Origin of the sequence: Delftia sp. 60 (assembly GCF_002754395.1) — a bacterium.
In the GTDB taxonomy this organism is placed as follows: domain Bacteria; phylum Pseudomonadota; class Gammaproteobacteria; order Burkholderiales; family Burkholderiaceae_C; genus Comamonas; species Comamonas acidovorans.
This window is the reverse complement of record NZ_PEFD01000001.1, coordinates 5,405,834-5,431,254: the sequence shown is the minus strand read 5'-3', so window position 1 is coordinate 5,431,254 and position 25,421 is coordinate 5,405,834. Positions and strand designations below refer to the sequence as shown.

Below are 25,421 nucleotides of genomic sequence, written 5' to 3'. Positions count from 1 at the left end.
ACCATGGCTGAAATCAAGAACTATTCCCTGAACTTTGGTCCGCAGCACCCGGCAGCGCACGGCGTGCTGCGCCTGGTGCTGGAGCTCGACGGTGAAGTGGTGCAGCGCGCAGACCCGCACATCGGTCTGCTGCACCGTGCGACAGAAAAACTGGCAGAGAGCAAGACCTATATCCAGTCGCTGCCCTATATGGACCGGCTGGACTACGTGTCCATGATGTGCAACGAGCACGCCTACTGCCTGGCCATCGAGAAGCTGCTGGGCATCGAGGTGCCCATCCGCGCCCAGTACATCCGCGTGATGTATTCGGAGATCACCCGCATCATGAATCACCTGATGTGGCTGGGCTCCAGCGGCAACGATGCGGGCAGCTCCACGACGCTGATCTACACCTTCCGTGAGCGCGAAGACCTCATGGACATGTACGAGGCGGTTTCGGGCGCGCGCATGCACGCGGCCTACTTCCGTCCGGGCGGCGTCTACCGCGACCTGCCCGACACCATGCCGCAGTACAAGGCCAGCAAGGTGCGCAATGCGCGCTCGGTCGAGATCATGAACCGCAACCGCCACGGCTCGTTGCTGGACTTCATCGACGACTTCACGCAGCGCTTCCCCAAGTGCGCGGACGAGTACGAGACCCTGCTGACCGACAACCGCATCTGGAAGCAGCGCAACGTGGACATCGGCGTGGTGACGGCCGAGCGTGCCATGAACCTGGGCCTGACCGGCCCCATGCTGCGTGCCTCCGGCGTGGCCTGGGACATGCGCAAGTCGCAGCCCTACGAGGTCTATGACCGCATGGACTTCGACGTGCCCGTGGGCAAGACCGGCGACTGCTACGACCGCTACCTGGTGCGCGTGGCCGAAATGCGCCAGTCCAACCGCATCATCAAGCAGTGCGTGGACTGGCTGCGTGCCAACCCGGGCCCGGTGATCGTGGACAACCACAAGATTGCCCCGCCGCCGCGCGAAGGCATGAAGTCCAACATGGAAGAGCTGATCCACCACTTCAAGCTCTTCACCGAAGGTTTCCGCGTACCCGAAGGCGAGGCTTACGCGGCCATCGAACACCCCAAGGGGGAGTTCGGCATCTACATCGTGAGCGATGGGGCCAACAAGCCCTACCGCCTGAAGATCCGTCCGCCGGGATTCGCCAATCTGTCCGCCATGGACGAAATGTGCCGAGGCCACATGCTGGCCGACGCCGTGATGGTGCTGAGTACCCTGGACATCGTGTTTGGAGACGTTGACCGATGATTACCGAAGCGACCAAGGAGCGCTTTGCGCGCGAGGTGGCCAAGTACCCGGCCGACCAGAAGCAGTCTGCCGTGATGGCCTGCCTGTCCATCGTGCAGCAGGAGCAGGGCTGGGTCAGCGCCGAGAGCGAGGCCGTGATTGCCGAGTTCCTGGGCATGGCCGAGATCGCGGTGCATGAAGTCACCACGTTCTACAACATGTACAACCAGCGCCCCACGGGCACGTACAAGCTGAACGTCTGCACCAACCTGCCTTGCCAGCTGCGCGACGGCTACAAGGCGCTGCACCACCTGGAGTCCCGCCTGGGCATCAAGATGGGCGAGACCACGCCTGACGGCATGTTCACGCTGCAGCAGTCCGAGTGCCTGGGCGCCTGCGCGGATTCGCCGGTGATGCTGGTGAACGACCGCTGCATGTGCAGCTTCATGAGCAACGAAAAGCTCGACGAATTGATCGACGGCCTGCGCGCCGCGGAGGGCAAGGCATGAACGCCGCCGCACAATCGGTCCTGGCCAAGTTTGCCTCTTCGGGCAGCGAGACCTGCTTTCACGACCGCCACATCAATCCGCAGATCTACGCCGATCTGACCGGCGCCAACTGGTCCATCAAGGACTACGAGGCACGCGGCGGCTATCAGGCGCTGCGCAAGATCCTGGGCAAGGATGGCAGCGAAGGCCTGACCCAGGACCAGGTGATCGCCACCGTCAAGGAGTCGGGCCTGCGCGGCCGCGGCGGCGCAGGTTTTCCCACGGGCCTGAAGTGGAGCTTCATGCCCCGCCAGTTCCCGGGCCAGAAGCACCTGGTCTGCAACTCGGACGAAGGCGAGCCTGGCACCTGCAAGGACCGCGACATCCTGGTGCACAACCCGCACATCGTGATCGAGGGCATGATCATCGCCGCCTACGCGATGGGCATCTCCCTAGGCTACAACTACATCCACGGCGAAATCTTCGAAGCCTATGAGCGCTTCGAGGCCGCGCTGGAGGAAGCCCGCGCCGCCGGCTACCTGGGTGACAACATCATGGGCAGCAGCTTCAGCTTCCAGCTGCACGCGCACCATGGCTTCGGCGCCTACATCTGCGGCGAAGAGACGGCGCTGCTGGAGTCGCTGGAAGGCAAGAAGGGCCAGCCGCGCTTCAAGCCGCCGTTCCCGGCCAGCTTCGGCCTGTACGGCAAGCCGACCACGATCAACAACACCGAAACCTTTGCGGCCGTTCCCTGGATCATCCGCAACGGCGGCGCTGCGTACCTGGAGTGCGGCAAGCCCAACAACGGCGGCACCAAGATCTTCTCGGTCAGCGGTGACGTCAACCTGCCCGGCAACTACGAAGTGCCGCTGGGCACGCCCTTCAGCAAGCTGCTGGAGCTGGCAGGTGGCGTGCGCACGGGCCGCAAGCTCAAGGCGGTGATCCCCGGTGGATCGTCCTCGCCCGTGCTGCCGGCTGACATCATCATGGAATGCACGATGGACTACGATTCCATCGCCAAGGCCGGCTCCATGCTGGGCTCGGGCGCCGTGATCGTGATGGACGACTCGCGCGACATGGTCGAGAGCCTGCTGCGCCTGTCCTACTTCTATCAGCACGAGTCCTGCGGCCAGTGCACCCCTTGCCGCGAAGGCACGGGCTGGCTGTGGCGCGTGGTCAACCGAATCGAGCACGGCGAAGGCCGTCCTGAAGACATCGAGCTGTTGGACTCGGTGTCCGTGAACATCATGGGGCGCACGATCTGTGCGCTGGGCGATGCGGCAGCGATGCCGGTGCGCGCCATGATCAAGCACTTCCGCCACGAGTTTGAAGCGAAGATCCAGAACGCTTCCAAGCAGACGGTCCACGCCGCCTGATCGCGAGAAAAGCATATGGTTGAAATTGAACTGGACGGAAAAAAGGTGGAGGTCGCCGAAGGCTGCATGGTCATGCATGCAGCCGAGAAGGCAGGCACCTACATCCCGCATTTCTGCTATCACAAGAAACTTTCCATCGCCGCCAACTGCCGCATGTGCCTGGTGGATGTGGAAAAAGCCCCCAAGCCCATGCCCGCCTGCGCCACGCCCGTGACGCAGGGCATGATCGTGCGCACCAAGAGCGAGAAGGCGATCAAGGCACAGCAATCGGTGATGGAGTTCCTGCTCATCAATCACCCGCTGGACTGCCCGATCTGCGACCAGGGCGGCGAATGCCAGCTGCAGGATCTGGCCGTGGGCTACGGCAGCTCCGTCTCGCGCTACGAGGAAGAAAAGCGCGTGGTCTTCCACAAGGACGTGGGCCCGCTGATCTCCATGCAGGAGATGAGCCGCTGCATCCACTGCACCCGCTGCGTGCGCTTCGGACAGGAAGTGTCCGGCGTGATGGAGCTGGGCATGATCAACCGCGGCGAGCACTCCGAGATCACCACGGTGGTGGGCGATACGGTGGACTCCGAGCTGTCGGGCAACATGATCGACATCTGCCCCGTGGGCGCGCTGACGAGCAAGCCCTTCCGCTACAGCGCCCGCACCTGGGAGCTGTCGCGCCGCAAGTCGGTCTCGCCCCATGATTCAACGGGTGCCAACCTCATCGTCCAGGTCAAGAACCACAAGGTTCTGCGCGTCGTGCCCTTCGAAAACGAAGAGGTCAACGAGTGCTGGATCGCCGACCGCGATCGCTTCTCCTACGAAGCCCTGAACAGCGACGAACGCCTGACCCGCCCCATGCTCAAGCAAGGCGGCGAGTGGAAGGAAGTCGATTGGCAGACCGCCCTCGAATACGTGGCCAACGGCCTGCGCCAGATCAAGAACGACCATGGCGCCTCCGCCATCGGTTCGCTGGTCAGCCCGCACAGCACGCTGGAAGAGCTGTACCTGGCAGGCAAGCTGGTGCGTGGCCTGGGCAGCGAGAACATCGACTACCGCCTGCGCAATGCCGAGTTCACCGCCGCCCAGGGCGTGCAGTGGCTGGGCACGCCCATCGCGTCGCTGTCCAAGCTGCAAGGCGTCCTGGTGCTGGGCTCCAACCTGCGCAAGGACCATCCGCTGTTCGCGCAGCGCATCCGCCAGGCTGCCAAGCAGGGCTGCGCCGTGCTCGCCATCAATGAGCGTGTCTACGACTGGGCCATGCCGGTGACGGCGTCCATCGTGGCTGCCCCGGACTGGGCCCAGGCGCTGGCCGATGTGGCCGCCGCCGTGGCGCAGGAAAAGGGCGTTGCCGCTCCCGTGGCCGCCGCCGACGTGCATGCCGAGGCCCAGGCCATCGCCGCCGCGCTGCTGCGCGGCGAGCGCAAGGCCATCTTGCTGGGCAATGCCGCTGCGCACCACGCACAGGCATCGACCCTGCTGTCGCTGGCCAACTGGATTGCCGAACAGACCGGCGCTTCGGTCGGCTACCTGACCGAAGCCGCCAACACGGTGGGCGCACAGTGGGTGGGCGCACAGCCTGCCGCCTCGGGCCTGAACGCAGGCCAGATGCTGGCCGGCGGCCTCAAGGCCGTGCTGCTGCTGAACAACGAACCCGTGTTCGACTCCGCTGCCGGTGCCCGCGCCGCAGAGGCACTGGGCAAGGCCGAGATGGTCGTGACCCTGAGCCCCTTCAAGGCCAACATGGAATTCAGCGACGTGCTGCTGCCCATCGCCCCGTTCACGGAAACCTCGGGCAGCTTCGTCAATGCCGAAGGCCGCCTGCAGAGCTTCCACGCCGTGGTCAAGCCGCTGGCCGAAGCCCGTCCGGGATGGAAGGTGCTGCGCGTGCTGGCCAACCTGCTGGGCGTGCAGGGCGTGGACTACGAGACGTCGCAGGACGTGCTCGCAGCCGCCACGGCCGCTGCCACCAGCGTGCCGGCCAACCTGCTGGGCAACGGTGCTCCTGCCGTGAATTCCATCGCCAACGGTGCCGGCCATGCCGCGCCCGTGGTGGCCAGCATTTATCAGCTCGACAGCATCGTGCGCCGCGCGACATCGCTGCAACTGACGGCAGATGCACGTCAGGCTCGTGAGGGAGGCGCCGCATGATTGACGCACTCAAGACGGCCGGTGCCGGCCTGATCGCCGCACCCTGGTGGACCGACGTGGCCTGGCCCGTGCTCTGGATCCTGCTGGGCATCGTTGCCATCGTCGCCCCGCTGATGGGCGCCGTGGCCTACCTGACGCTGTGGGAACGCAAGCTGCTGGGCTTCATGCAGGTTCGCATGGGTCCCAACCGCGTGGGTCCCTTCGGTCTGCTGCAGCCCCTGGCCGACGGCCTGAAGCTGCTGACCAAGGAACTGATCCAGCCCACGGCTGCTGCCAAGGGCCTGTTCTACGTGGGCCCGGTGATGGCCATCATGCCCGCCCTGGCGGCATGGGTGGCGATCCCCTTCGGTCCCGACGTGGCCCTGGCCAACGTCAATGCCGGCTTGCTGCTGATCATGGCCATCACGTCCATCGAAGTCTATGGCGTGATCATTGCGGGCTGGGCCTCCAACTCCAAGTACGCCTTCCTGGGCGCGCTGCGTGCCTCGGCACAGATGGTCAGCTATGAAATCGCGCTGGGCTTCTGCTTCCTGGTGGTGATCATGGTCACGGGCAGCATGAATCTGACGCAGATCGTGCTGAGCCAAGGCCAGGGCCAATTCGCCAGCATGGGTGTCAGCGTCCTGTCGTGGAACTGGCTGCCGCTGCTGCCGATCTTCGTGGTCTACCTGATCTCGGCCGTGGCCGAGACCAACCGCCACCCCTTCGACGTGGTCGAAGGCGAAGCCGAAATCGTGGCCGGCCACATGGTCGAGTACTCGGGCATGGGCTTTGCCATCTTCTTCCTGGCCGAATACGCCAGCATGTGGCTGGTGTCCATCCTGGCCGTGGTGATGTTCCTGGGCGGCTGGCTGCCTCCGTTCGACTTCCTGTCGTTCATCCCCGGATGGATCTGGCTGGCGGCGAAGACTTTCCTGGTCGTGTCCATGTTCATCTGGATCCGTGCCACCTTCCCGCGTTTTCGCTATGACCAGATCATGCGTCTGGGCTGGAAGATCTTCATTCCCGTCACCCTGGTGTGGCTGGTCGTCGTGGGTGGCTGGATGCACTCGCCTTGGAACATCTGGAACTGAGCGGAGCAAGAATGTCTGCGGTTGCTGCTACCCCATTTTCGATCAAAGATTTCCTCAAGAGCTTCATGCTCTGGGAACTGGCCAAGGGCATGGCCCTGACTGGCCGCTACACCTTCCGCCGCAAGGTCACGGTGCAGTTCCCCGAGGAAAAGACACCCCTGTCGCCGCGTTTTCGCGGACTGCACGCCCTGCGCCGTTATGACAACGGCGAAGAGCGCTGCATTGCCTGCAAGCTGTGCGAGGCGGTGTGCCCGGCCATGGCCATCACCATCGAGTCCGATGTGCGTGACGACGGCTCGCGCCGCACCACGCGCTACGACATCGACCTGACCAAGTGCATCTTCTGCGGCTTCTGCGAGGAAAGCTGCCCGGTGGACTCGATCGTCGAGACGCATATCTTCGAATACCACGGAGAAAAGCGCGGCGACCTGTACTTCACCAAGGACATGCTGCTGGCCGTTGGCGATCGCTACGAACCCGAGATTGCCGCCGCCAAGGCTGCGGACGCCAAGTACCGCTGAAGCGGCTCCTTGATCACTTGAAAAGATTCGATCCATGGACGCCAAAACTGGTTTCTTCTATCTGTTCTCGGTCGTGCTGCTGTTTGCAGCCTTCCGGGTCGTCACGGCACGCAACCCCGTGCATGCCGTGCTCAACCTGATCCTGGCCTTCTCGCAGGCTGCCGGCATCTGGCTTCTGCTCAAGGCCGAGTTCCTGGGCGTGACCCTGGTGCTGGTCTACCTGGGCGCCGTGATGGTGCTGTTCCTGTTCGTGGTGATGATGCTGGACATCCGCATCGACGCCGTGCGCCAGGGGTTCTGGAAGCATTTCCCCTTCGCTGCCCTGATCGGCGCACTGATTGCCTTTGAAATGGGCATGGTGCTGATGGGCGGCTTCAGCGGCGTCGAGGAGCCCAAGGCCATTGCGGCCACGGTCAACGCTGCCGGCCAGACCGTGCAGTACTCCAACACCCAGGCCCTGGGCAAGCTGCTGTACACCGAATACCTGTACCCCGTCGAGATCGCTGCCGTGATCCTGCTGGTGGCCATGATTGCCGCCATCGCCCTGACCCTGCGCAAGCGCAAGGACAGCAAGGCAGTGAACCCGGCCCAGCAGATCCGCGTGCGCGCAAAGGATCGCCTCGAGCTGGTCAAGGTGCCGGTCACCCAGGCGCCGCAGGCACCGGCCGCCGAGGCAACCCCCGCCGTGGAGACAAAAGCATGACGTTGACTTTGGGCCATTATTTGACGCTGGGCGCCATGCTGTTCGCGCTCTCCGTCGTTGGCATTTTTCTGAACCGCAAGAACCTGATCGTGCTGCTGATGGCCATCGAGCTGATGCTCCTGGCCGTCAACACCAACTTCGTGGCGTTCTCCAGCTATCTGGGTGACATGCACGGCCAGGTGTTCGTGTTCTTCATCCTGACAGTGGCAGCCGCCGAGTCGGCCATCGGTCTGGCGATCCTGGTGCTTCTGTTCCGCAACAAGACCAGCATCAATGCGGAAGATCTCAACTCCCTCAAGGGTTGAGTCCGCCGTAACTTGCAAGGTTCTTAAGAATGAGTCAAACACTCTCTGCATCCATGCTCCTGGCGGTGCCGCTGGCACCGCTGGCGGGCTCCGTGCTCGCGGGCATCTGGGGCACGGCCTTCGGCGGCAACAAGATCGGTCGCGGCGGCAGCCATACCCTCACCATCGCGGGCGTGCTGATCGCCTTCATCCTGTCGGCCATCACGTTCAACAGCGTGATCTTCGACGGCGCGCGTTTCGACCAGTCCATCTATACCTGGATGGAAATCGGCGGCCTGAAGATGGAGGTCGGTTTCCTGATCGACAGCATCACGGCCATGATGATGTGCGTGGTGACCTTCGTGTCGCTGATGGTGCACATCTACACCATCGGCTACATGCAGGAAGATGACGGCTACAACCGTTTCTTCTCCTACATCTCGCTGTTCACGTTCTCCATGTTGATGCTCGTCATGAGCAACAACCTGCTGCAGCTGTTCTTCGGCTGGGAAGCCGTGGGCCTGGTGTCCTACCTGCTGATCGGCTTCTACTACAACAAGCCCACGGCCATCTTCGCCAACATGAAGGCCTTCCTGGTCAACCGTGTGGGTGACTTCGGCTTCATCCTGGGCATCGGCCTGATCGCTGCCTACACCGGCACCATGAACTACGGCGAAATCTTCGCCAAGCTGCCCGAAATCCAGAACACCCTGCTGCCGGGCACCGGCTGGCTGCTGGTGACGGTGACGGCCATCTGCCTGTTCATCGGCGCCATGGGCAAGTCGGCCCAGTTCCCGCTGCATGCCTGGCTGCCCGATTCGATGGAAGGCCCGACACCCATCTCGGCACTGATCCACGCCGCCACCATGGTGACGGCCGGCATCTTCATGGTCTCGCGCATGTCGCCGCTGTACGAGCTGTCGGACACGGCACTGAGCTTCATCCTGGTGATCGGCTCCATCACGGCGCTGTTCATGGGCGTGCTGGGCATCATCCAGAACGACATCAAGCGGGTGATCGCGTACTCCACGCTGTCGCAGCTGGGCTACATGACCGTGGCCCTGGGCGCCTCCGCCTACTCGGTGGCCGTGTTCCACCTGATGACCCACGCCTTCTTCAAGGCCCTGCTGTTCCTTGGCGCCGGCTCGGTGATCATGGGCATGCACCACAACCAGGACATCCGTTGGATGGGCGGCGTGCGCAAGTACATGCCCATCACCTGGATCACCTTCCTGCTGGGCAACCTGGCTCTGATCGGTACGCCGTTCTTCTCGGGCTTCTACTCGAAGGACGCCATCATCGAAGCCGTGCACGCAACGAACCTGCCGGGCGCAGGCTTCGCGAACTTCGCGGTGCTGGCCGGCGTGTTCATCACGGCCTTCTACTCCTTCCGCCTGTACTTCATCGTCTTCCACGGCAAGGAGCGCTACGACCAGAACCCGGACGCGCACCACGATGACCACCACGGTCACGATGACCACCACGGCCATGGCCACGATGCCAAGCCGCACGAGTCGCCCCTGGTCGTGACCGGTCCGCTGATGCTGCTGGCCATCCCCTCGGTGGTGATCGGTGCCATCGCGCTGATGCCCATGCTGTTCGGAGACTTCTTCAAGGGCGTGATCCACGTCGATGGCGCAAAGCACGGCGCCATGGCCGAACTGGCCGAGAAGATCCACGGCTGGGTGCCCATGGCACTGCACGGCTTCACGGCCGCGCCGTTCTGGCTGGCACTGGCAGGCGTCGTCGTCTCCTACCTGTTCTACATGGTCAAGCCCGAAGTTCCTGCGGCCATCAAGTCGGCCATGCAGAAGATCGGTGTCTACCAGGCACTGGAAGGCAAGTACGGCGTGGACTGGGTCTACGAAAACATCTTCGCCCGTGGTGCTCGCGCCTTCGGCAGCTTCTTCTGGAAGGTCGGCGACCAGGCCATCATCGATGGCGCCATCGTCAACGGTTCGTGGAAGCTCATCGGCCGCATCGGCCAGTGGGTGCGCAAGCTGCAGTCGGGCTATCTCTATCACTACGCGTTGGTCATGCTGCTGGGCGTGTTCGCTCTCATGACGTATTTCGTGTGGCTCAACAAGTAGTAGAGGAAGAACAAAAATGCATTGGTTGAGTCTTTCAATCTGGGTGCCGATCGCATTCGGCGCCCTCCTGCTGGCCCTGGGCCGCGAGGACCAGGTCAAGGCAGTGCGCTGGCTGGCCCTGGTCGGCGCACTGGCCGGCCTGGCGGTCACGCTGCCGCTGATCCAGCAGTTCGACAACAGCACGGCTGCGATGCAGTTCGTGGAGAAGGCGCTGTGGATCGAGCGCTTCAACATCTACTACCACCTGGGCGTGGACGGCATCTCGTTCTGGTTCGTGCCGCTGACGGCCTTCATCACCGTGATCGTCGTGATCGCGTCGTGGGAAAACATCACCGAGCGCGTGAACCAGTACATGGGCGCGTTCCTGATCCTGTCCGGCCTGATGGTCGGCGTGTTCAGCGCACTGGACGGTCTGCTGTTCTACGTGTTCTTCGAAGCCACGCTGATCCCGATGTACCTGATCATCGGTATCTGGGGCGGACCCAACCGCATCTACGCGGCCTTCAAGTTCTTCCTGTACACGCTGATGGGTTCGCTGCTGACCCTGATCGCGATCATCTATCTGTACACCCAGTCCGGTGGCAGCTTCGAGATCCTCGACTGGCACAAGCTGCCGCTGTCCTTGACGGCCCAGACGCTGATCTTCTTCGCCTTCTTCGCGGCCTTCGCCGTGAAGGTGCCGATGTGGCCGGTGCACACCTGGCTGCCCGACGTGCACGTGGAAGCGCCCACCGGCGGCTCCGCCGTGCTTGCCGCCATCATGCTGAAGCTCGGTGCCTACGGTTTCCTGCGCTTTTCCATGCCCATCGCCCCTGATGCATCGCACAAGTGGGCCTGGCTGGTCATCGCGCTGTCGCTGGTCGCCGTGATCTACGTGGGCGTGGTCGCCCTGGTGCAAAAGGACATGAAGAAGCTGGTGGCCTACTCGTCAGTGGCCCACATGGGCTTCGTGACCCTGGGCTTCTTCATCTTCAACCCGCTGGGCGTTGCCGGCGGCATCGTGCAGATGATTGCCCACGGCTTCGTGTCGGGCGCCATGTTCCTGTGCATCGGCGTGCTCTACGACCGCGTGCACTCGCGTGAAATCGCCTCCTACGGCGGCGTGGTCAACACCATGCCCAAGTTCGCGGCCTTCGCACTGCTGTTCGCCATGGCCAACTGCGGCCTGCCCGCAACGGCCGGCTTCGTGGGCGAGTGGATGGTGATCCTGGGTGCCGTCCAGTACAACTTCTGGATCGGCCTGGGCGCTGCCACGGCGCTGATCTTCGGCGCCGCCTACACCCTGTGGATGTACAAGCGTGTCTACCTGGGTCCGGTCACCAACGACAATGTGCGCGGCCTGACCGACATCGGCAACCGCGAGTTCCTGGTGCTGGGTCTGCTGGCCATCGCCGTGCTGTACATGGGTCTGTATCCCAAGCCCTTCACTGACGTGATGGATGTGTCCGTGGCCGAGCTGCTCAAGCATGTGGCCATGAGCAAGCTGCAGTGACCAGACTGAAACGAGAGAATCGAGATGATTGACAACATCAGCTGGCTGGCCATCTATCCGGAGATCCTTCTCCTGGTCATGGCCTGCGTGATCGCCCTGGTGGACCTGGGCGTCAAAAGCCCGCGCCGCACGGGCACCTATGTTCTGACGCTGCTGACCCTGGGCGTGGTGGCCGTGCTGCAAGGCATGTACGCCTCCAGTGGCAACACTTTCTATGGCTGGGGCAACATGGTGGTCTCCGACGCCATGGGCAACTGGCTCAAGTGCTTCGCCACCGTGGCCATGATGGTCACCCTGGTCTATGGCCGCCCCTACGCCGCCGACCGCGACATGCTGCGCGGCGGCGAGCTGTTCACGCTGGCCATGCTCGCGCTGCTGGGCATGTTCATCATGATCTCGGGCAACAATTTTCTGGTCATCTACCTGGGCCTGGAGCTGCTGACGCTGTCCAGCTACGCCCTGGTGGCCCTGCGCCGCGACCACACGGCGTCGGTCGAGGCCGCGATGAAGTACTTCGTGCTCGGCGCCATGGCCAGCGGCTTCCTGCTGTACGGCATGTCCATGCTCTACGGTGCGACCGGCTCGCTGGACATCGGCCAGGTCTTCAAGGCCATCAACTCGGGCGAGATCAAGCACCAGGTGCTGGTGTTCGGCCTGGTCTTCGTGGTCTCCGGCCTGGCCTTCAAGCTGGGCGTGGTTCCCTTCCACATGTGGGTTCCCGACGTCTACCAGGGCGCTCCCACGGCCATCACCACCATGATCGGTGGCGCGCCCAAGCTGGCCGCCTTCGCCATCGTCATCCGCCTGCTGGTGGACGGCCTGCTGCCGCTGGCCATCGACTGGCAGCAGATGCTGGCGGTGCTTGCCATCGCCTCGCTGCTGGTCGGCAACCTGGCCGGCCTGCAGCAGACCAACCTCAAGCGCATGCTGGCCTACTCGACCATCTCGCAGATGGGCTTCGTGCTGCTGGGCCTGATGTCGGGTGTGGTGGATGGCAAGGTCGATCCGGCCACCATCGAGAACGCCTACAGCTCGGCCATGTTCTACGTGGTGACCTATGTGCTGACCACGCTGGCCGCCTTCGGCGTGATCCAGCTGCTGGCCCGCGAAGGCTTCGAGAGCGAAGAGGTCGCCGACTTTGCCGGCCTCAACCAGCGCAGCCCGCTGTATGCCGGCGTGATGGCGATCTGCCTGTTCTCCATGGCCGGTATCCCCCCCTTGGTGGGCTTCTACGCCAAGCTGTCGGTGCTGCAGGCGCTCGTGGCATCGGGCCACAGCCTGTACATCGCGCTGGCCGTGTTTGCCGTGGTCATGTCGCTGATCGGCGCCTTCTACTACCTGCGCGTCGTCAAGGTCATGTACTTTGACGAACCCATCACCGCCACCAGCGTTTCCGCTTCGCTGGACGTGCGCGTGGTGCTGACCCTCAACGGCGCCCTGGTGCTGGGGCTGGGCCTTCTGCCGGGTGGCCTGATGGCCCTGTGCGCCGACGCCGTCGTGCGCGCCCTGGCTTCCTGATCCACTTTCCCGATGCGGGGCCCTGCACGCAGGGCTTCGCGGTGAGGACATCGGCTTGTCGCAAACCGCTTCGATCTGGCTCGTGATATTGGCTGCCCTTGTGGCAGCCAATTTGCCTTTCTTCAACGCCCGCTGGCTGCAGCTGGGGCCGCTGCGCGCCCAGCGCAAGCCGCTGGCCATGTGCCTGCTGGAGATGGTGCTGCTGTACTTCATCGTCGGCGGCGTGGCGCTGCTGCTGGAGCGCCGCGTGGGGCAGATCGCGCCCCAGGGCTGGGAGTTCTATGCCGTCACGGGAGCGTTGTTCCTGACGCTGGCCTTCCCCGGTTTCGTCTATCGTTTCCTGATTCACCGCCGCGGCTGAGGCTGCGGTGCCGGTTGTCTCATGGGTGGGGGTGCGTGATGAAAGTGCTCGACCTGCATTGCCCGCACGGCCATCTGTTCGAGGGCTGGTTCGCCTCGGAAGATGATTTCCAGGGCCAGCTGCAGCGCCAGCTGGTGCTGTGCCCCGTCTGCGGCCACAGCGACATCACCAAGCGACTGAGCGCCCCCCGCATCAATCTTGGCGCCAAGCCCGCAGCCATGCCCCCGGCTGCAGCGGCTGAGCCTGCTGCAGCCGCCTCGGCTGCCAGTGCGGCAGCCGTTCCCTCCCCGTCCATGCCGCCCCAGGCGCGCGAGCAGCTGCAGGCCATGCAGGCCGCCTGGCTGAAATGGTCGCGCCAGGTGGCGCAGCAGACCGAGGACGTGGGCGAGCGCTTTGTCGATGAAGCCCGCCGCATGCACTATGGCGAGACGGACGAGCGCGCCATCCGCGGCAAGGCCAGTCCCGAGCAGGCCATGCAATTGCTGGATGAAGGCATTGCCGTCCTTCCATTGGCCTTGCCCGAAGGCAGCAAGGAAACGCTGCAGTAAGTGGCGACTGGCACGTGCTGTCTTGGCGACGACAATTGCTCCCATTGCAATGGATCGGCAATTTCCAGGCCAGGCCTTTGCTTGTTGCTATTGATTGAGTAGCGCTCCAGCTGACTTTGTCGTCCTTCAATTGAAGAGACGACAAACTCAAGCATATCCGCGGCTTTTCGCATAGTGACTGAGCAGGCCACAGGGAGATTGCCGACCTGGGTGTTTCCCGTAAGGCAGCGGACATTGGCCGCTGCCCTGTAAGTCGCAAAAAGGGTAGTTTGCTATCGCTTTGGAAGCGCTCTGGCCTTCCGTGTGGGCCGCGCCGGGCCGAGATGCTGGAGAACCCTAGGCCCTGCCCGTCACCGCGGCACCTTACAGCCCCGTGTGTGCTTGATTATTTCAAGTGTGAGTGGTTGCTTCTATCGCTTGCGAAGACCAGGCTTGATGCGCCATGCTGCAGTGCGGGGCAGGGCCTGTGCTTAGGAGCACCTACGTAGGCGTTTTCCCGCTGCGGTGCACAACGTCGGCAAGCCTACGATGCGTCCGACCCTGCACAACGCCCGCCAGAGCCTCTGGCGACGCGTTGGGGGCTGGCAGCATCAACGGAGCAGGCGAAGCGCACATGAGCGACGTTATTCTCGAAACCCGGAACCTGACCAAAGAGTTCAAGGGATTTACGGCGGTGAGCAAGGTGGACCTTTCGGTGCGCCGTGGCTCCATCCATGCCTTGATCGGCCCCAATGGCGCAGGCAAGACCACCTGCTTCAATCTGCTGACCAAGTTCCTGGAGCCCACCTCCGGCACCATCCGTTTCAATGGCGAGGACATCACGCGGGAAGCACCGGCGCAGATTGCGCGCCGTGGCGTGATCCGGTCCTTCCAGATCTCGGCCGTGTTCCCGCATTGCACGCTGCTGGAGAACGTGCGCATCGGCCTGCAGCGCAAGCTGGGCACGGAGTTCCATTTCTGGCGCAGCGAGAAGAGCCTGTCGCAGCTCGATGACCGCGCCATGCAGTTGCTGGCCGAAGTGGGCCTGCAGGATCTGGCCGACGAGGTCACGGTCAACCTGCCCTATGGCCGCAAGCGTGCGCTGGAGATTGCCACCACGCTGGCCATGGAGCCCGAGCTGATGCTGCTGGACGAACCCACGCAGGGCATGGGCCACGAAGACGTGGACCGCGTGACCCAACTGATCAAGAAGGTCTCGGCCGGCCGCACGATTCTCATGGTGGAGCACAACATGAAGGTGATCTCCACCATTGCCGACCGCATCACGGTGCTGCAGCGCGGCGCCGTGCTGGCCGAGGGGCCGTACGAGGAAGTTTCGCGCAACCCGCAAGTGATGGAAGCGTATATGGGCACCACCGACGGCCAGTTGCAGGGAGCGCATTGAGATGACTGCACCGGCATTGGAAATCAAGGGCCTGCAGGCCTGGTACGGCGAATCCCATGTGCTGCACGGCATGGACCTGGTGGTCCAGCCCGGCGAGGTGGTCACGCTGCTGGGGCGCAACGGCGCGGGCCGCACGTCCACGCTGCGCGCCATCATGGGTCTGACGGGCGCGCGCAAGGGCTCCATCCGGATCAACGGCGTGGAGGCCATCCACCTGCCCACGCACCGCATTGCCCACCTGGGCGTGGGCTACTGCCCTGAAGAGCGCGGCATCTTCTCCAGCCTCTCGTGCGAAGAGAACCTGATGCTGCCGCCGCCGCTCAAGACCGGCCAGCCGGGCATGAGCGTGGATGAGATCTACGCCATGTTCCCCAACCTGGCCGAGCGCCGCCACAGCCAGGGCACGCGCCTGTCGGGTGGCGAGCAGCAGATGCTGGCGGTGGCGCGCATCCTGCGCACGGGCGCGCGGCTGCTGCTGCTCGACGAAATCTCGGAAGGCCTGGCACCCGTCATCGTGCAGGCGCTGGCCCGCATGATCACCATGCTGCGCACCAAGGGCTACACCGTGGTCATGGTGGAGCAGAACTTCCACTTCGCGGCGCCGCTGGCCGACCGCTTCTACGTGGTCGAGCACGGTCATGTGGTCGAGCGTTTCGGCGCGTCCGAGCTGCAGGCCAAGATGCCCGTGCTCAACGAGTTGCTCGGAGTCTGACCCGGATATCCATCGTGGCCGGCGCCTGGGGCTCGCCGGCTGCATTCCTGCCATGGCCCTGTGACAAAAACCCAAGACATCAACGCGAAGGAGACACCAATGAAAGCAAAACTGACCGCACTGTCGTGCATGCTGGCTGCGGCCGGCCTGGCCAGCCCGCTTGCCATGGCACAGGAGAAGGTGAAGATCGGCTTCGTGACCGACATGTCCAGCCTGTATGCGGACGTGGAAGGCAAGAACGCCGTCACCGCCATGCAGATGGCCATCGATGACTTCGGCGGCAAGGTGCTGGGCCAGCCCATCGAGCTGCTGAGCGCCGACCACCAGAACAAGGCCGACATCGCCGCCTCCAAGGTGCGCGAGTGGGTGGACACGCAAGGTATCTCGCTGGTGTTCAGCGGCACCAACTCCGGCACGGCCCTGGCGGTGTCGCAGGTGGCCAATGAGAAAAAGCGCGTGCACTTCAACAGCGGTGCGGGTTCCTCGGCACTGACCAACGAGCAGTGCAACGCCTACACCGTGCACTACGCCTATGACACCGTGGCCCTGGCCAAGGGCACGGGTACGGCCGTGGTCGAGCGCGGCGGCAAGGACTGGTTCTTCCTGACGGCCGACTACGCCTTCGGCCACGCGCTGGAGAACGACACCACGGCCGTGATCAAGGCCAAGGGCGGCAAGGTGGTGGGCGGCGTCAAGCACCCGCTCAATGCCTCGGACTTCTCGTCCTTCCTGCTGCAGGCGCAGGCCTCCAAGGCCCAGATCCTGGGCCTGGCCAATGCCGGTGGCGACACCATCAACGCCATCAAGGCGGCCAAGGAATTCGGCATCAACAAGAGCATGAAGACCGTGGGCCTGCTGGTGTTCCTGACCGACATCCACAGCCTGGGCCTGAAGAACACCGAAGGCATGCAGTTCACCACCAGCTGGTACTGGGACCAGAACGATGCCACGCGCAAGTTCGGCGAGCGCTTCTTCGCCAAGACCAAGCGCATGCCCACCTCCATCCAGGCCGCCGACTACTCGGCCGTGACCAGCTACCTCAAGGCCGTGCAGGCCGTGAAGTCCACGGATGCCGACAAGGTCATGGCCTACCTCAAGAGCACGCCCATCGACGACTTCTACGGCAAGGGCTCGATCCGTCCCGATGGCACCTTCGCCCACGACATGTACCTGGTCGAGGTCAAGAAGCCCGCCGAGTCCAAGAAGCCCTGGGACTACCTGAAGGTCGTGGCCACACTGCCCGCCGACCAGGTCTGGACCACCAAGGCCGAGACCAAGTGCGCGCTGTGGAAGTAACGCTGCGCCGCCACTGACCCCCAACCGCCACCCGGCCAACCACGACAGCTGCATCCCATGGAAATCTTTGGTGTTTCCCTGCCAGGCCTGATGAGCCAGCTCCTTCTGGGGCTGGTCAACGGCTCGTTCTACGCCATCCTCAGCCTGGGGCTGGCGGTGATCTTCGGCCTGCTCAACGTGATCAACTTCGCCCACGGCGCGTTGTTCATGCTGGGCGCCATGGTCACCTGGATGGCCATGAGCTACTTCAACATCAACTACTGGGTGATGCTGGTGCTGTCGCCGTTGCTGGTGGGCCTGCTGGGCGTGCTGATCGAGCGCTTTTTATTGCGCTGGATCTACAAGCTCGACCACCTCTACGGCCTGTTGCTGACCCTGGGCCTGTCGCTGCTGATCGAGGGCCTGTTCCGCTCGGTCTACGGCGTCTCGGGCCTGGGCTACGACACGCCCGAGCTGCTGGAAGGCGCGACCAACCTGGGCTTCATGATCCTGCCCAACTACCGCGCCTGGGTGGTGCTGGCCTCCATCGTGGTCTGCGTGGCCACCTGGTTCATGATCGAGAAGACGCGCATCGGCGCCTACCTGCGGGCCGGCACCGAGAACCCGCGCCTGGTCGAGGCCTTCGGCGTCAACGTGCCCGTGATGATCACGCTGACCTATGCCTTCGGCGCGGCCCTGGCGGCGTTTGCCGGCGTGCTGGCGGCGCCCGTCTACCAGGTCACGCCGCTGATGGGGCAGAACCTCATCATCGTGGTCTTCGCCGTGGTGGTGATCGGCGGCATGGGCTCCATCATGGGCTCCATCCTCACCGGCCTGGGCCTGGGCGTGATCGAGGGCCTGACCAAGGTCTTCTGGCCCGAGGCTTCGTCCACCGTGGTGTTCTTCATCATGGTCATCGTTTTGCTCATCCGCCCCGCCGGCCTGTTCGGCAAAGAGAAATAACAAGAACGAGGACAAGGGGCCGACCACATGAAATCCAAGACTCTCGTTCAACGCATCGCCCCCTGGGGCTATGGCCTGCTGCTGCTGGGCCTGCTGGCGGCGCCCATGCTGGGTGCCTACCCGGTGTTCGTGATGAAGCTCATGTGCTTCGCACTGTTCGCCTCGGCCTTCAACCTGCTGCTGGGCTACACGGGCCTGCTGTCCTTCGGCCACGCGGCCTTCCTGGGCGGTGCGGCCTATGTGACGGGCTACGCCATCAAGGGCTGGGGCTTCACGCCCGAGCTGGCCATGCTGGCCGGCACGGCCGGGGGCGCGCTGCTGGGGCTGATCTTCGGCTGGCTGGCCATCCGCCGTCAGGGCATTTATTTCTCGATGATCACGCTGGCGCTGGCCCAGATGCTGTTCTTCGTGTGCCTGCAGGCGCCCTTCACGGGCGGCGAGGACGGACTGCAGGGCGTACCGCGCGGCAAGCTGTTCGGCCTCATCGACCTGACCAGCGACCTGACCATGTACTACGTCACGCTGGTCATCGTGGTCCTGGCCTTCCTGCTGATCGTGCGCACCATCCACTCGCCCTTCGGCCAGGTGCTCAAGGCCATCAAGGAGAACGAGCCGCGCGCGACCTCGCTGGGCTATGACGTGGCGCGCTTCAAGCTGCTGGCCTTCGTGATCTCGGCCGCGCTCACGGGCCTGGCCGGTTCTCTCAAGACCGTGGTGCTGGGCTTTGCCACGCTGTCGGATGTGCACTGGACCACCTCCGGCCACGTGATCCTGATGACGCTGATGGGCGGCCTGGGCACGCTGTCCGGCCCCATCCTGGGCTCGGCCGTGGTGGTCATGCTGGAGAACAAGATCGGCGAGTTCGGCAGCTTCCTGCAGCGCCTCACGGGCGTGGAGTGGTTCTCCACGCTGGGCGAGTCGGTGACCATCGTCACCGGCCTGATCTTCGTGGTCTGCGTGCTGCTGTTCCGCAAGGGCATCATGGGCGAGCTGATCGCCTGGCTGCAGAAAAAGCGTACTCCTTGAGATCCTGAAGACCGCACCGAGCGGCGGGAAGGGCAGGCCACCAGGACCGCATCTGATCCTGGTGGCCTGCCCTTATCCGTTGTCGGGTTCCTGCATCCATGCCGGTATGTCCCGCTGGCCGTGCAGCACACGCCATACATCGACGTGATGGGCGTGCTCCACATAGAACACCATGTACGGGTAGCGCGTCAGCGGCCAGGCGCGCAGACCGGGCAGATGGAGTTCATGGGCATAGCGCAGCGAGCCTGTGGAGGGGTGGCGGCCTATGTGTGCGTAGGCCTTCTCCAGCGCGTCGATGAAGCCCAGGGCTGCATGTGCTGCCTCCTCGCCCAGGTACCAGGCAAGTATCTCTTCGACGTCCCGGTTGGCCTGCTCGCGGGGGACGATGGCCTTGGCCTTCAACTCTTGGCCTTTGCCCGCTCACGCAGTCCATCGAAATAGCCCGCATCCACCGCGGCAGCCGGCGCCGAACCCGCTCCAGCCAACAGCAGGTTGCGCAGTTGCAGGCGCTCCTGATCCCTGCGGATCAGCTCGCGGACATACTCGCTGCTTGTGCCGTAGCCACGCTGGCTGACCTGCTCATCCACAAAGGACTTGAGGGTGTCAGGCAGGGAAATGTTCATGGTGCTCATGGCGACAGTGTGGGTTCCTTGGCAAAATTTGGCAAGATTCCCATTCAGCCACTGGAGCTTGAAGAGGTTTTCATAGCTGCAGCGGCCGGGCGTAGCCCGTCATCTCCAGGTATCCCTGACCGGCTCGCGCCTCCTGGCCCGGGCCGGTGGGCTTTTGGAGGCTGCACAGGCCCTCCCAGTAGATGGCGCCGGTGGAGGCGCTGCTGTCCAGCTCCTGGTCATCGACCAGGGCGTTCACGGTGAAGCGGCCAGCGGGCGTTTCCACCTGCCATTGCACGGGGTAGCGCGCGCCGCTGGCGGGGCTGCTCCAGTGGCGCAGCGGTGTGAACCGAACGGCATCGTGGGCGAAGACCTGTACCTTGCCATCGGCGCCGCGCAGCGAGCCTCCGGCCCACAGCGCGCTGCCATCGCTGCGGCGCACTCGGAAGGCCGTGAGCGCACCGCCGTCGAACAGGTTCATGCCTATCCAGTCCCATCCCACGGCCTCCGGGTGCATCAGGGCTTGGCTCCATTCATGGTCCAGCCAGGCGCGGTTGTCACCGGGTTCGCGCGCGGCTTCGATCTCCATGCGCTGGCCTGCCAGCTCCAGCGTGCCGCTCACCTGCAGTTGCGGGCGGCTGTAGTAGTAGCTGGCCTGCTCGGGTTCCGGCCCCTTGCGCGAGAGGCCGGCGCGGCCCTGCAGCAGCGGGTGCTCGCGGGTCTCGAAGCGCAGGTCCAGTGCGAATGCGGTGCTGCGTATGCGGGTGGTGTAGCGTTCGGCCTCGCCGTTACCGGTGTCTTCATCGGTGCGCTGCAGCGCCCAGTCCTGCAGCCGCACGTCGGCATCGGCCTCGCTGGCCTGGGCAATGCCAAAGCCTGCGCGCGCGATGCGCTGGTCGTGGTGCAGGCGGGCGCCCTGCACATCGCACAGCGCCGCATGGGCAAACAGCAACTGGCGCGCCGCAAAGGCGGAGCGCAGCTCCTGCGTGGCCTGTACGCGGGATCGGAAGAAGGTGATCTGGAAACCCCAGGCCTGGCCCGCCGCGCGTGCCTGGCCGGTGATGTACCACCACTCGGTGCGCAGCCCGGGGTGGCTGCCATGGTCGCGCGGGAAGACCAGCGTGCGTGGCGGCAGTGCCTGGGCGGGCAGTCCTGCCGCCCCCAGGCCCAGGCCTGCAGCCAGGCCCAGCAGATGGCGGCGGGGCAGGGGCATCATGGATCAGCTTTGCAACTGCGCGATGCGCGCCTGGGCCGGCCCGCAGTCGCCGATGCGCTGCATCACCCAGTCCGCATCATGGTAGGTGGGCAGGTAGCGCTCGCCCGCATCGCACAGCAGCGAGAGGATGGAGCCCTGCTCGCCGCGCTGGCGCATCTCGCTGGCCAGCCTGAGCATGGCCACGTAGTTGGTGCCCGTGGACGGCCCCACGCGCCGGCCCAGCAGTGCGGACAGGCTGCGCATGGCGGCCAGGGAATCGCAGTCCGCCACCTCCTCCATGCGGTCCACCAGGGTGCGCACAAAGCTGGGCTCCACGCGCGGGCGGCCTATGCCCTCGATGCGCGAGCCCGGTGCGGTGAGGGTGGAATCGCCCGTACGGTGGTAGGCGGCGAACACCGAGCCCTCGGGGTCGGCCACGCAGATGCCCGTGGCATGGCGCTGGAAACGCACGTAGCGGCCAATGGTGGCGCTGGTGCCGCCCGTGCCCGCGCCCACCACGATCCAGTGCGGCACGGCATGGCGCTCGCGCCGCATCTGGGTGAACATGCTCTCCGCAATATTGTTGTTGCCACGCCAGTCGGTGGCGCGCTCGGCATAGGTGAACTGGTCCATGTAGTGGCCGCCGGTCTGCGCGGCCACGGCGCGTGCCTCGTCGTAGACCTGGCCTGCGCTGTCCACCAGATGGCAGCGACCGCCGTAGAACTCGATCAGCGCAATCTTCTCGGCCGAGGTGCTGCGCGGCATCACGGCCACGAAGGGCAGGCCCAGCAGGCGCGCGAAATACGCCTCGCTCACGGCCGTGGAGCCGCTCGATGCCTCGACGATGGTCGAGCCCTCATGCACCCAGCCATTGCACAGCGCATAGAGAAACAGCGAGCGCGCCAGCCGGTGCTTGAGGCTGCCCGTGGGGTGGGTGGATTCGTCCTTGAGGTAGAGGTCGATCCCCAGGTCGGCAAAGCCGGGCAGGGGCAGCGGGATCAGGTGCGTGTCGGCACTGCGCTGGTAATCGGCCTCGATGCGGTTGATGGCCTCATGCAGCCAGGAAGAGGTGGTGTGCGGCATGGCGGCCATTGTCGCAGGCTGCCTCCTACCAATCCTCCTTGACCGCCAGCACCGCCTCGCGCCCTGCCGCCGCACGCCCGGCCAGCCAGGCCGTCAGCGTGCCTGCTGCGATCACGCTGGCAGCCAGCGCCAAAAGGCGGGGCCACGGCAGGGACAGCTCCATGGTCCAGTGAAAGCTTTGCGGATTCACCACATGCACCAGGATCACGGCCACGCCCAGGCCCAGCAGGCTGCCGGCGATGGCGCCCGCCGTGGTCCAGGCCATGCCCTCGCCAGCCACCACGGCCAGGATGTCGCGCCGCGTCAGGCCCAGGTGGGCGAGCAGGCCGAATTCCTTGCGCCGTGCCAGCACCTGGGCGCTGAAGCTGGCCGCGATGCCGAACAGGCCGATGCCGATGGCCACGGCCTGCAGCCAGTAGGTCACGGCAAAGCTGCGGTCGAAGATGCGCATGGAGCGCTCGCGCAGCGCGCCGCTGCTGGCGAACTCCAGTGCCTGCGCGGCGCCCGGCCCGGTCAGCAGGGACTGGATGCGCGCCTGAAGCTGTTGCGCCGTGGCCGTGTCGTCGCCGTCCGGCCAGATGGCGATTTCGGTGGGGCCTGCCGTGGTGGCGCTGCCGTCGGCAAGCCGTTGGTAGTCATCCCAGTCCATGGCGATGGCGCCGAACTGGCGCACATAGTCGCGCCAGATGCCGGCCACAAACACGCGGGAATCTTCCGACGGCAGGGCCTGGGCCAGCAGAGGCCACTCCTGGCCCGGCCGCACGCCATAGAGTTGGGCCACGGCTTCGCTGACATAGACGGGCGTGCTGCCAGCGGGCGCTTGCAAGGGGCCTTGTATCCACGGCAACTGCTGGCCCTGGGGGCCATGCAGCGGACGCAGCAGCAGGCTGACGGCAGGGCGATCCGGGCTGAGCCACAGGCTGGTGCTGCGCATGGGCTGGGCGCGCTGCACGCCAGGCAGGGCGGCAATGCGCGCGGCCAGATCGGCGGGCAGGGGCGCGGCATCGGCACGGCCTGCGCTGCCGGCCGTGCGCAGGTACAGCGGGGCGGGCAGCACGGCGTCCAGCCAGGCGATCATGCTGTCCCTGAAGCTGGCCACCATCACGGTCAGCGCCACGGCCAGGCTCAGGCTGGCCACCACGCCGCCCACGGCCACGGTGGTGCTGCGGCGCATGCGCCGCGCACGCTCCACGGGCAGCAGGGCCAGCGGCTGGCGCAGCAGCGATTGCGGCACCAGGCGCAACAGCTGGCCCAGCAGCCAGGGCAGGGCGGCCATGCCGCCCAGCAGCAGCAGGGCCACGGCGGCATAGGCGGCCAGGGGAATGCCGGCCACGGGCGGCACAAAGGCCAGGGCCACGCTGGTTGCCATCAGCAGCAGGGCCGGCAGGCCGCGCGCCGCGCGTTCGGAGCCCGCGCCCTGGCCCTTGAGCGTGGCGGCGGGCGGCAACTCCATGGCCTGGCGCGCCGGCCACCAGCCGCCAGCCACGGTGGCGGCCACACCCAGCAGGCCAAAGGTCAGCGCGGCGCCGGCGCTCCACTGCAGCGCGGGCTGCACGCCGGCAAAGTAGCCGCCGCCCAGGTCACCGCCCAGCAGGTGCAGGGCCAGCCAGGCCAGGCCCGCGCCCAGCGCAATGCCGGCCGCGCTGCCCACCATGCCCAGCAGCAGCGATTCCAGCAGCACCAGGCCCAGGCGCTGGCGCGGCGTCAATCCCAGCACGGCCAGCAGGGCGAACTGCGGCGCGCGCTGGGCCACGCTGAGCGCCAGCACCGAGAACACCAGGAACGCCCCTGTGAACAGCGCCACCAGGGCCAGCACCGTGAGGTTGACGCGGTAGGCGCGCGACATCTCGGCTATGCGCTGCTGGTCGTCGCCGGGGCGGCTGGCCAGGGCCTGGGCGGGCCAGTCGGGCAGGCGGCGCAGCTCGGCCAGCAGGGACTCGCGCGTGGCGCCTTCGGCCAGCAGCACATCGATGCGGTCCACCTGGCCCCAGCGCTGCAGGCTGTCCTGCAGCCCGCCGATGTCCATCACGGCCAGCGGCGGGCCGGATGCGGCCACCGTGCCCGCGATGCGCAGGGTCTGCGCGCGCCCGCCCAGTTGCCATGGCAGGGGCGTGTACCGCGCCTGCTCCGGCGTCAGGCCCAGGGCTTCGAGTGCCGTTGCATTGAGGAAGACCGCATCGGGCGCGAACAGGTCCAGCCGCCCGCCGCCATCGAACAGCCGAGGCATGAGCGCAGGCGCCACGGGCGCCAGCCGCAGCGCATCGCCGCCCAGCACGCGCAACTGCACCGGCGTGGCGGTGCCTGCCAGGGCCGTGGCTTCGATCCAGGGTGCGGCCAGGCTGACCTGGGGCTGCTGCGCAACGCGGCCATACAGCGATTCGGGCAGGCCGCCCTGCATGGCACGCAGCTCCAGGTCCGGCTGGCCGCTGACCGTGCGCACGGCGCGCGAGAACTCATCGAGCGCGGACTGGTTGATCACATGCACGGCAAAGCCCAGCGCCACGCCCAGCATGATGGCCACCAGGGCGGTGGCCGTGCGCCAGGGATGCTGGCGCAGCTCCTGCCAGGAAAAGGTGCGAAGCAGGGCGAGCATGGACGGATGGTCTCTGGCGCTAGGCGGGCTGCATGCCCTGTGCGGTCAGGCGCAGCACGCGGTCGGCACGGCGAGCGGCCTCGATGGAGTGCGTGACCAGCACCAGGGCGGCCTGGTGTTCCCGGGTCTGCTGCAGCAACAGTTCCATGACCTGTGCGGCCGTGCCGGGGTCCAGGTTGCCGGTGGGCTCGTCGGCCAGCAGCAGGGCCGGTCCGTGGACCAGGGCGCGTGCAATGGCCACGCGCTGCAGCTGGCCGCCGCTGAGCTGCCAGGGCAGGCGCTGCTCCAGCCCCTGCAGCCCGACGGCCTGCAGCAGTTGCTGCACGCGCTGGCGGCCCGCCGCATCCAGCCGCTGCAGCAGCATCAGCGGCAGGGCCACGTTGTGCCAGACATCCAGGTGCGGCAGCACATGGAAGGCCTGGAACACAAAGCCCACATGGCTGCGCCGCCACAGCGCGCGGCCGGTTTCATCCAGGGCCGACAGGTCCTGGCCTTCGTGCAGCACGCGGCCCTGCTGCCACTCATCGAGCCCGGCCAGGCAGTTGAGAAAGGTGGACTTGCCCACGCCCGAGTCACCCACGATGGCCACGAACTCGCCGCGCGCCACGCTGCAGTCCACGTTCTCGAAGACGGCGGTTTCCGTGCCGCCGTCGTTGCGGTAGCGCCGCGCCAGGCCCTGGACCTGAAGCAGCGGCGGCTGAGTCAGCGGCGTGTTGTCCCGGGGCGCGGCAGTCATGAAGGCGATTTCCT

At 65.4% G+C, this 25,421-nt stretch carries 24 protein-coding genes; 18 read left to right on the top strand and 6 right to left on the bottom strand.

Translation table 11 applies throughout. The features are described from left to right. The first annotated feature begins 3 nt into the window (after positions 1-3). The 18 genes from CLV01_RS24420 to CLV01_RS24335 all read left to right on the top strand — a co-directional run bounded on the left by CLV01_RS24420 (position 4) and on the right by CLV01_RS24335 (position 19,189). The gene (locus tag CLV01_RS24420; RefSeq protein ID WP_013801061.1) at positions 4-1,257 is read left to right on the top strand and encodes an NADH-quinone oxidoreductase subunit D; all 1,254 of its coding nucleotides are present in this window, start codon (positions 4-6) and stop codon (positions 1,255-1,257) included. Next, positions 1,254-1,745, top strand: coding sequence for an NADH-quinone oxidoreductase subunit NuoE (gene nuoE / locus CLV01_RS24415; RefSeq protein ID WP_012206975.1), 492 nt, complete (start codon positions 1,254-1,256; stop codon positions 1,743-1,745). The genes CLV01_RS24420 and nuoE overlap by 4 nt, the downstream gene beginning before the upstream one ends. Then, entirely contained in the window at positions 1,742-3,100 is a 1,359-nt protein-coding gene (nuoF, locus tag CLV01_RS24410; protein WP_034396578.1) for an NADH-quinone oxidoreductase subunit NuoF, read from the top strand. Before nuoE ends, nuoF begins: the two co-directional genes overlap by 4 nt. Positions 3,101-3,115: 15 nt before the next feature. Beyond that, the gene (nuoG, locus tag CLV01_RS24405; protein WP_099733004.1) at positions 3,116-5,239 is read left to right on the top strand and encodes an NADH-quinone oxidoreductase subunit NuoG; all 2,124 of its coding nucleotides are present in this window, start codon (positions 3,116-3,118) and stop codon (positions 5,237-5,239) included. Next, complete coding sequence (gene nuoH, locus CLV01_RS24400; protein WP_013801064.1) at positions 5,236-6,312, top strand: NADH-quinone oxidoreductase subunit NuoH; 1,077 nt, start codon at positions 5,236-5,238, stop codon at positions 6,310-6,312. The genes nuoG and nuoH overlap by 4 nt, the downstream gene beginning before the upstream one ends. Positions 6,313-6,323: 11 nt before the next feature. Then, positions 6,324-6,833 carry an NADH-quinone oxidoreductase subunit NuoI gene (nuoI, locus tag CLV01_RS24395; protein WP_012206971.1) on the top strand — a complete coding sequence of 170 codons (510 nt, stop codon included), beginning with the start codon at positions 6,324-6,326 and terminating at the stop codon, positions 6,831-6,833. Positions 6,834-6,867: 34 nt separating this feature from the next. After that, positions 6,868-7,536 (top strand): NADH-quinone oxidoreductase subunit J, encoded by a 669-nt coding sequence (locus CLV01_RS24390; RefSeq protein WP_012206970.1) that lies wholly within the window; start codon positions 6,868-6,870, stop codon positions 7,534-7,536. Then, positions 7,533-7,841 (top strand): NADH-quinone oxidoreductase subunit NuoK, encoded by a 309-nt coding sequence (gene nuoK, locus CLV01_RS24385; RefSeq protein ID WP_012206969.1) that lies wholly within the window; start codon positions 7,533-7,535, stop codon positions 7,839-7,841. Before CLV01_RS24390 ends, nuoK begins: the two co-directional genes overlap by 4 nt. Positions 7,842-7,870: 29 nt before the next feature. Next, complete coding sequence (gene nuoL / locus CLV01_RS24380; protein ID WP_012206968.1) at positions 7,871-9,910, top strand: NADH-quinone oxidoreductase subunit L; 2,040 nt, start codon at positions 7,871-7,873, stop codon at positions 9,908-9,910. 16 nt (positions 9,911-9,926) lie between these two features. Next, complete coding sequence (locus CLV01_RS24375; protein WP_099733005.1) at positions 9,927-11,402, top strand: NADH-quinone oxidoreductase subunit M; 1,476 nt, start codon at positions 9,927-9,929, stop codon at positions 11,400-11,402. Positions 11,403-11,426: 24 nt separating this feature from the next. Beyond that, complete coding sequence (nuoN, locus tag CLV01_RS24370) at positions 11,427-12,920, top strand: NADH-quinone oxidoreductase subunit NuoN (RefSeq protein WP_012206966.1); 1,494 nt, start codon at positions 11,427-11,429, stop codon at positions 12,918-12,920. Between the two features lie 55 nt (positions 12,921-12,975). Next, complete coding sequence (locus CLV01_RS24365) at positions 12,976-13,281, top strand: DUF2818 family protein (RefSeq protein ID WP_012206965.1); 306 nt, start codon at positions 12,976-12,978, stop codon at positions 13,279-13,281. Positions 13,282-13,319: 38 nt separating this feature from the next. Continuing rightward, positions 13,320-13,829, top strand: coding sequence for a DUF1178 family protein (locus CLV01_RS24360; protein WP_043819224.1), 510 nt, complete (start codon positions 13,320-13,322; stop codon positions 13,827-13,829). 613 nt (positions 13,830-14,442) lie between these two features. Beyond that, positions 14,443-15,213, top strand: coding sequence for an ABC transporter ATP-binding protein (locus CLV01_RS24355; RefSeq protein ID WP_012206963.1), 771 nt, complete (start codon positions 14,443-14,445; stop codon positions 15,211-15,213). Position 15,214: 1 nt separating this feature from the next. Then, a complete protein-coding gene (locus CLV01_RS24350) occupies positions 15,215-15,925 on the top strand; it encodes an ABC transporter ATP-binding protein (protein WP_012206962.1) in 711 nt (236 codons plus the stop codon). Between the two features lie 99 nt (positions 15,926-16,024). Further along, positions 16,025-17,221 (top strand): ABC transporter substrate-binding protein, encoded by a 1,197-nt coding sequence (locus tag CLV01_RS24345; protein ID WP_012206961.1) that lies wholly within the window; start codon positions 16,025-16,027, stop codon positions 17,219-17,221. Positions 17,222-17,278: 57 nt separating this feature from the next. Continuing rightward, positions 17,279-18,163, top strand: coding sequence for a branched-chain amino acid ABC transporter permease (locus CLV01_RS24340; protein ID WP_012206960.1), 885 nt, complete (start codon positions 17,279-17,281; stop codon positions 18,161-18,163). Positions 18,164-18,190: 27 nt separating this feature from the next. Continuing rightward, on the top strand, positions 18,191-19,189 hold the full coding sequence (locus CLV01_RS24335; RefSeq protein WP_012206959.1) for a branched-chain amino acid ABC transporter permease: 999 nt from the start codon (positions 18,191-18,193) through the stop codon (positions 19,187-19,189). Between the two features lie 72 nt (positions 19,190-19,261). Here the strand turns inward: CLV01_RS24335 and CLV01_RS24330 are convergent, their stop codons facing one another. From CLV01_RS24330 to CLV01_RS24305, 6 genes are all read right to left on the bottom strand, one after another. Next, positions 19,262-19,591, bottom strand: coding sequence for a type II toxin-antitoxin system RelE/ParE family toxin (locus CLV01_RS24330; protein WP_099733006.1), 330 nt, complete (start codon positions 19,589-19,591; stop codon positions 19,262-19,264). Then, positions 19,588-19,821 (bottom strand): type II toxin-antitoxin system ParD family antitoxin, encoded by a 234-nt coding sequence (locus CLV01_RS24325; protein WP_099733007.1) that lies wholly within the window; start codon positions 19,819-19,821, stop codon positions 19,588-19,590. The genes CLV01_RS24330 and CLV01_RS24325 overlap by 4 nt, the downstream gene beginning before the upstream one ends. Positions 19,822-19,891: 70 nt before the next feature. Beyond that, positions 19,892-21,016: a lipocalin-like domain-containing protein gene (locus CLV01_RS24320; protein WP_099733008.1), complete on the bottom strand. Its 1,125-nt coding sequence runs from the start codon at positions 21,014-21,016 to the stop codon at positions 19,892-19,894. Between the two features lie 3 nt (positions 21,017-21,019). Further along, the gene (locus tag CLV01_RS24315; RefSeq protein WP_099733009.1) at positions 21,020-22,087 is read right to left on the bottom strand and encodes a PLP-dependent cysteine synthase family protein; all 1,068 of its coding nucleotides are present in this window, start codon (positions 22,085-22,087) and stop codon (positions 21,020-21,022) included. Positions 22,088-22,103: 16 nt separating this feature from the next. Then, entirely contained in the window at positions 22,104-24,671 is a 2,568-nt protein-coding gene (locus tag CLV01_RS24310) for an FtsX-like permease family protein (protein WP_099733010.1), read from the bottom strand. Between the two features lie 19 nt (positions 24,672-24,690). Then, complete coding sequence (locus tag CLV01_RS24305; RefSeq protein ID WP_013801071.1) at positions 24,691-25,407, bottom strand: ABC transporter ATP-binding protein; 717 nt, start codon at positions 25,405-25,407, stop codon at positions 24,691-24,693. Positions 25,408-25,421 lie beyond the last annotated feature (14 nt).